Source organism: Clostridium sp. CAG:43, assembly GCF_000434655.1.
GTDB lineage: Bacteria > Bacillota > Clostridia > Lachnospirales > Lachnospiraceae > Otoolea > Otoolea fessa.
Genome location: NZ_FR895079.1, coordinates 1 through 7,755, shown reverse-complemented (window position 1 = coordinate 7,755; position 7,755 = coordinate 1). Strand labels below are relative to the sequence as shown.

At 52.0% G+C, this 7,755-nt stretch carries 5 protein-coding genes; all 5 read right to left on the bottom strand.

What is annotated here, in order from left to right:
* Window positions 1–973, bottom strand: a 973-nt coding sequence (locus QVO97_RS06295) for a stage V sporulation protein AD (RefSeq protein WP_288189159.1), incomplete at its 3' end; no start/stop codon positions are given.
* 148 nt (window positions 974–1,121) lie between these two features.
* Window positions 1,122–2,183, bottom strand: coding sequence for a type IV pilus twitching motility protein PilT (locus QVO97_RS06290; protein WP_022359527.1), 1,062 nt, complete (start codon window positions 2,181–2,183; stop codon window positions 1,122–1,124).
* 32 nt (window positions 2,184–2,215) lie between these two features.
* Window positions 2,216–3,901 (bottom strand): GspE/PulE family protein, encoded by a 1,686-nt coding sequence (locus tag QVO97_RS06285; protein WP_022359526.1) that lies wholly within the window; start codon window positions 3,899–3,901, stop codon window positions 2,216–2,218.
* A 31-nt stretch (window positions 3,902–3,932) separates the two neighbouring features.
* Window positions 3,933–7,010 (bottom strand): insulinase family protein, encoded by a 3,078-nt coding sequence (locus QVO97_RS06280; protein WP_022359525.1) that lies wholly within the window; start codon window positions 7,008–7,010, stop codon window positions 3,933–3,935.
* 141 nt (window positions 7,011–7,151) lie between these two features.
* Window positions 7,152–7,661 (bottom strand): SEC-C metal-binding domain-containing protein, encoded by a 510-nt coding sequence (locus tag QVO97_RS06275; protein ID WP_022359524.1) that lies wholly within the window; start codon window positions 7,659–7,661, stop codon window positions 7,152–7,154.
* Window positions 7,662–7,755: the final 94 nt, after the last annotated feature.

The following is a 7,755-nucleotide window of genomic DNA, read 5'->3' as shown; positions in this document are numbered from 1 at the left end:
CCTGTATTTTCGGAAGAATATAGCCGCACAGCACCGCCGCCGAGCAACCGCAGCCGCTCCCGCCCGAATGGGTATCCTGCGTTTTCGGGTCAAACATTTCGATCCCGCAGTCCATATGGATGCTGGAAATATCCTGTCCTGCCTCGCGCATAAAATCAAGCAGGATTTCCTTCCCCACCATTCCCAGATCGCCAGTGATGATCCGGTCATAGTCAGATGGTTTCCGGTTAAAATCACGGAAATTTTGCAAGATTGTGTCTACCGCCGCCACCGCCATTGCCGCCCCCATGTTCATGGAATCGCGCATCTGCATATCGACGATCTTTCCGGGGGTGGCAGCTGGGATACAAGGTTGAAATTTGGGATGCAATTTTTCCTGTCCAGCATTTTTCAGTGATTCTGACGCATTTTCTTTCGCTCTGCGCCCATCTTTCCCTTCATTTTTCTCATTTCCTTCGATCATCACACACCCGCACCCGGTCACCGTCCAGGTTGTGGACTGCGGTCTCTGATTCCCATACGCCAGCGGAAACCGGAACTGCCGTTCTGCCGAGGCAAAATGGCTCGACGCCAGCGCCAGAACCCGGTCCGCATAGCCAGCCCCTGCTGCCATCGCCCCCAGAATCATCGCCTCTCCCATCGTCGAGCAGGCACCGTAAAGCCCGAAAAACGGGATATCAAACGACTCCACACCAAACGAGGTCGCCACAATCTGTCCCAACAGGTCTCCCGCAAACAGGCAATTCACATCCGCCGCCTGTCTGCCCGCCTTATCCAGACATTTCTGCACCGTCTGGCGCTGCAATTCACTCTCCGCCTCCTCCCACGACTTTTTCCCAAACGTCGGATCCGGCTCCACCCGGTCAAAAAAACTTGCCAGCGGTCCCTCGCCTTCCGTCTGCCCCACGATCGATGCCGCCGATGTGATGATGGGCGGATGCTCAAACTGGATGCTTGATTTACCTGCCTGCATAAAACTCCTCCTGAAACATAAAAACATTGTCAAAAATATACTGTTCAAACTTTCGCTACAATCTCAGTATTTACACAAACATACATTTTTATGTTTTCTAGTAATCTGCATTCCTCGCAGGCTTCATTCACCCGTTTTTACCATATTATTAATACTGCACCGCCGCCAGTTTCTCTCTCAGCTCCTGCGGGTCCTGGGACGCATCGACTGCCGTCTGCGGTGTGATCACGCCCTCTTTCGCCATACGGATCAGAAAATTATCCATCGTAATAGAGCCCTCTTTTGCACTAGAAAGCAGATAGCTCTGCATCTGCGGTGTTTTTCCATCGCGGATCAAATTCCGGATCGCCGGCGTGAGCATCATAAGCTCACAAGCTGCCGCCCTGCCCTGGCCGCCCGCCCTCGGCACCAGCTGCTGTGACAGCACCGCCCGCAGCGTCATCGAGAGCTGCATCCGGATCTGCGGCTGTTTATCCTCTGGAAAAACACCCACAATCCGGTCAATGCTGTCTACTGCCGAATTGGTATGAATGGTGGAAAAAACAAGATGTCCCGTCTCCGCCGCCATCAGCGCCGTCTCGATCGTCGCCGGATCACGCATTTCTCCAATCAGAATGACATCCGGGTCCTCACGGAGCGCCGCATAAAGCCCCTTATCATAGCTCTCTACGTCCACGCCCACCTCGCGCTGGTTGATGATCGCCTGCACCGGTTCATAGACATACTCGATCGGGTCTTCCAGCGTAATCATATGGATCGGACGATTCTGGTTGATCTCATTTAAAATTGCCGCCAGCGTCGTTGACTTGCCGCTTCCCGTCTCGCCGGTTACCAGAATAATGCCTTTATTCCAGCTTGAAAACTGATTCACTGCTTCCGGAATCCCCAGCTCCGACAGGTTCGGAATCGTACTGCCCAAAAGACGGATCGCCGCAGAGAGCGCGCCCTGCTGCCGGAACAGATTCACACGGAGACGCCGTCCCGCAAACGAAGCACTAAAATCCAGCTGTCCGATCGCCTCGATCTGATCGGCCGCATTGCCTGCCAGCTGGCGTCCATATTCCTCACAATCCTCACGCGTCAGCCCACCATCCGTCAGCGTCTCGATTCTGCCGTCAATTCTGCATTTTGGCGGCAGCCCTGCAATCAGATGCACATCCGATGCCCTTTTTTCAGCTGCCAGCGCGATTAATTCCTCGATTCCATACATACCATCTGTCTCCTCTTCTCTTTCTGCACCATTTACAGTGCCAGCAGCGTCCGGATCACCTCGTCTACCGTCGAAACACCCTCTTCTACCAGCTTCTGCGCGTGTTCCAGCATCGGAACATACTGGCTCGCTCTTCTGGCTGCCTCTAAGAAACGTGTCCGGTCAGCTCCTTCCAAAATGCACCGGCGCAGCTCCTCCTGAATCAGCATTACCTCAAACACACCGATTCTGCCCCGGTATCCCGAATGGAAGCACTGATCGCATCCGGCTCCCTGCCAGTATAATTTTCCAGGGTTCTCCGGGATTCCTGCCATCTCAAGCGCTTTTTTCGGCGGCTGAATCTGGGTTTTGCAGTTCGAACAGATTTTCCTCAGCAGCCGCTGGGAAATAACGCCTCGCAGTCCCGCCGCAATCAGGTATGGCGCCACGCCCATATCTCGCAGACGGTCAATCGCCGAGATCGCATCTTCCGTATGAATCGTGGTGATAACGAGATGTCCCGTCATTGCCGCACGCATCGCGATCTCTGCCGTCTCACCGTCACGGATCTCGCCGACACAGATGATATCCGGATCCTGACGCAGAACTGAGCGCAAACCCGATGCAAAGGTCAGCCCCACTTTTTCATTGATCTGCACCTGTGTCGCGCCTTTGATATGGTATTCCACCGGATCCTCCAGTGTAATCAGGTTGGTCCGATCCGAAAGAAGTTCGCGGATCAGCGTATACATCGTCGAAGATTTACCTGAACCAGTCGGTCCTACAATCATGATAACTCCGGAAGTAAGCCCTAAAAGTGTATCAATCTTTGCATCCTCCACTGCCGGAATACCGATACCGCGGCGGTTCAGCGTCTCCTCATTTCGTTTCAGAATACGGATAACCACTTTTTCTCCATACAGGGTCGGAAGGGTGGATATACGCATATCAATATCTTTTCCTCTTAAATGCATCACCGCACGACCATCCTGCGGAATTCTTTTTTCGACGATATCGAGCTGGGACATGATTTTAAGCCTCGAAATGACCGAATCCTTGAGTTCCGACGGGATCGTCATGATCCGGTGAAGCTGCCCGTCGATACGCATCCTGACGAACATCTCCTCCTCCGTCGGCTCAAAATGGATATCCGAAGCATTTTCCGAAATGGCGCGCTCAATAATCGAATTGACCAGGCGGATCATCGGCGTCACATTTTCCTGTCCTTCTCTTGCCGCCGTCTGCCCCTGACGCACCTCTTGTGCCGCTGCCGTCTCTGCCTGCATCTGCGCCATCGCTTCTGCCGTTCCCTCGTTTCCATACAAAATATTGATCGCACGCTTCACCGCCGGTTCAGAGGCGATCATCGGCACAATTTTCTTTTTGGAAGTATGCTGTGCTTCCTCAATCGCCATGAAGTTCAGCGGATCCGCCATTGCCAGATAGAGCTGGTCTTTGGAAATACGCACCGGTACGATCGTCATCTTCTTTGCCAGGTTTTTCGGCACAAAGCGCGACATTTCCGGGCTGATATCGACCCGCGTCAAATCAATATAGTCAATGCCCAGCTGCATGCGAAGCGCATCGATCAGCTGACCTTCCGTGATATAATGATGCTTGACCAGTGTTGTTCCCAGACGTTCTTTCTCCTTCGCCTGATAGTCAAGCGCCTCTTTAAGCTGCCCTTCCGTGATCAGTCCAAGCTCCAAAAGCATGTCTCCCAATCGCTTTGTACGCATTCTCTCTACCTCCCTATAAATATGGATCTGGTTATTCAGCCATTTTACTGCGGAAATCCCGGATCCGGTCAAAGCAGTCCCGATCCATCTCGATCGCCGTCTGATTTCCAGTCGTCACAATCCACGCTTCTTCCAGAAGCCGCCGGATGATCCGCGCCGCCTCTTTCTGATCCTCTGCGGTCGTCTCACGGATCTCCTCTGTCCAACGACGGATCTGTACAATATCCAGGCCATTGTACGCATACTGCATCGCTGCCATCCGCCGTCCCAGGCATCCGCACGGCGCCGTCGCATTGCCGTAACTGCTTAAAATATAGCCATTCCGATCTGCCTCCGAAAGCTGCAGTTTTTCCAATACACCCGCTGCCGCCCGGATCGCCTCGATCGTCTCACTGACCTTCGGATCCCGGTATGTACTCGCCACGATCCGGTCCATCGTCGGCGTAAATGCAAACGACGCACTGTAGGCGCCGCCTTGAAAACGGAGCTGCGGCACAAAATACCGGTCATCCAGCGCATTTACATACGGAAGAATCCGCCCGGAAAATCCATCTACAGCGCTCAGCTCTGCCGAAAAGACGGTATACTGGCTGGAGCTCTCCACAATTACCGCCTCCCTGCGCGCCGGAACCGGGAAAGTATACCCAGCATTTTCCCCTCTGTTTTCCGTTTTATTCTCATGGTCTGGCATCTGTTCTCCCCGCAGATTTCCCAGAATCCGCCCCGCACAGTTCCGCATCCATTCCAGATTTTCCCTCGGTGCAACATGAAGGATCGTCACCGCTGTTCCATGTAGGATGCGGTCGCGCACCTCCTCCATCTTCTCTGCCAGCTGGAAGATCGCTGCATCCTCCTGTTCCAGTCGCCCGCGCAGTTTTTTCAAAAACTCATAAAACGCCTGTCCGCCGACATATTCCTGATACCGCGTATTGATGCTATAGCCAGATGCCGCCAGACGCACCGCCAGCGAATACGCATCCCTGCGCGACTCATCACAGGACGGAATCGTCTCATCCAGTGCCTGAATAACCGCATTCTTATCTCTCCAGAGCGGATGTGATAAGAGTTCCAACAGGACATACAGGCTCTCTTCATAATCCTCCGCCATCCCATACCAGCTGACCGCCAGCGTCGGATGGCTGTTTCGTCCCGCCCGAACCTCCGGATGTCCCTCATTCATGGAAAAATCATGCAGATAGCGCTCAATCTGATTTTCCTTTTCCATTCTGCCATACCGGGCATTTTCAAGCTCTGAAACAAACATTGTATATAAAGGAATGTAAAAACGGTCCTCTTCCGGCACGCCGCTCAAATCCAGGTATAAACGGTTATAGCTGATCGCTTCCAGATCCGACGGCGATTCATAGACCGAAATCCCATTTATCTCATATATCTGATATTCCGGCGTCTCTTCCGGCGGCGGAAGCTCATCGACCCGGATCATAAAATCCGCATTTGAACACTCCGACGCATTCCACGCATCAAAATCCAGGGTCTTCGCAATCAGCGCATCCAGCTCTGCCTCGCTCATCTCCGCCTTCATCTGCGCCAGATACGCGTCGCGCTCCTGCTCCATCGCCTCTGCCATCCCCGGTGTCGGAACCGTCGTGACAAGAACCCGTCGCTTCGCCGCGCCAAGCTCTGCCGCAAACCGGCGAATCTCCGCCTGTGCCGTCCCTGCATCCAGAGAATCATAGGCTGCCGCCTCATCCGCATACACATCCGCATCGCCCGTCAGTGCCCATTTCAGGCTGACTTCCGGCACGATCGAATCCGCAAATACATCCGTATCTTCGCCTGCCGTATAATCATGTATCGCCCGTGCCTTGAGCGCCGTCTCCACCACTGACGGGTCGATCCCGCGCTCCTGCATCTCGCACAATGTCTCATCTGACACCTGCCGGAACCGTTCTGCATCCTTCGGACTGCTGTCTGTCATTTCGAAAACAAAAAATGGCTTTTCCGCCTCCATCATCACCGATGCGCTCGCATCACAATGGATGCCCGCCGTCCGCAGCTTTTCCCTGAAAACCGATCCATCCACATTCATCATTCCCGCAATGATGCTGTACTGGATCAGCTTTTCCCATGAAATGCCGCTCAGATCCATCGCATACGATACCACCGCCGCATTCTCCGATGCGTCTCCCCGGTAAGCAGGACTGGGAACGGTTGCCTGACAGAAGAATGATTCTCCCCCATTTTCCAAACCATCTGGCTCGGGGCTGTAAAACGCACTCATCCCTATATTCTGCATTTCCTGTTTTTCCTGTCGCCCGCTGCCTGACTGGAAACTCCATCCGTCTTCTTTTCCATAGCTTTTCTTTGCATCACACAGATACTCTTTATCCAGGAATGCCAGAAACCGTTTCCAGTCCAGATCCCCATACAACAAAATCAGAGCATTATCGAACCGATAAAATCGATCATACATCTCCATCGTATGTTCATACGTCAGATCCTTATAAAAACGGTGCGCCTGTCCATTCGCATTTGCCGCCGTCTCCCCCGGATACAGCGCCCGCAAAACATTCCGCAGTGCCTCATTATCTGTATCATTCAGCATGCCGAAATCCTCGCTGTACACCGTTCCTGCCAGCGTAATCGGGCTCTTGCGGTCGCGCAGCTCATAGCGGACCGCTTCACGGTCAAAAAAGCGGCGTTCCCGCCGGATTCCCGGCGCTTTCATGCAACTTAAATACACATCTGCCATCTTAAGCAGCTGTTCCTCGCTCTGGCTGCACACCGGATATGCCGTAAATGGTATATAGGTAAATGCATTTACAAATGTGTGGTATGTCTTGCTGCAAAGATCAAAAAAAATATCCTTACTCGGATATTTATCAGAGGAAGCAAGTACCGAATGCTCAAACACATGATTCGTGTCCGTCTCATCCAGATGCGGTGTCCGATAGGAAATCGAGAATCCCCGGTTTGTATCTTTATTTCTGATATAAAACAGGGACGCCCCGCTTTTTTCATGTTCAAAATACAGTGTCTGCGCTCCCAGCGCCTGCAGTTTTCCCACCTGTTTCAATGTAAAACCTGCTGTCTGAAATCCCGGCTGCAGTCTCCCATCTGCCGCCCTCCACTGCTTTGTACCTGCCATTCTTTTATCATGCCTCCTGCCATCATTCGTCTGCTGTCTTTTCTCTATATCTATTATACAAAAGCACGTCCTATATTTCCATAGAAGAAAGCACATCCGGTTCACTCTGTGTTCCGGATGTGCTTCTGATTCATAAATCTATTATTTATTCTTTCCGCAGCACTTCTTATATTTCTTACCGCTTCCGCATGGACACGGATCGTTCGGGTAAATCTTATGTGTATTGCGGACTGTGCCAGATGCCTTCTGCTCGCGGTACAGCTCTGTTCTTCTCTCCTCAGTCAGGATTGCATCCCACTGCGGAAGCTCATACAGCCAGGTAGCCTTTGCCTCTACCATGTTGTAATATAACTTCTCCGGGTCGATCTCAATCTTAACCTTGGTATCCTCATCCATGGTCTCGATCGGGTTCTCGTAGCCCTTTAAGCTCTCATTGATTCCATCCAGGAAACCGGTCATGATCATAACTTCGGTATCATACTTCTCAGCCAGTTCCTTAACGGTACCTTCTACAACCTCAGTCGGGTTTGCAAGAATCTGCTCGTAAATGCCTTTCTCAATCGTAAAATATCCAGACCAGAGTTCCTCTTTCTTTTTATCATCCAGCCCGTCACCATATGCCAGATTGCGCCAATTTTCTAACAGTGTCATCGGTAATTCCTTCCTTTTTTCGTTCTTTCATTACTATAATAACATAGTATATTTAAGTATATAACAAGTTGGGGGGATTTGCAAGGAGGAAAAC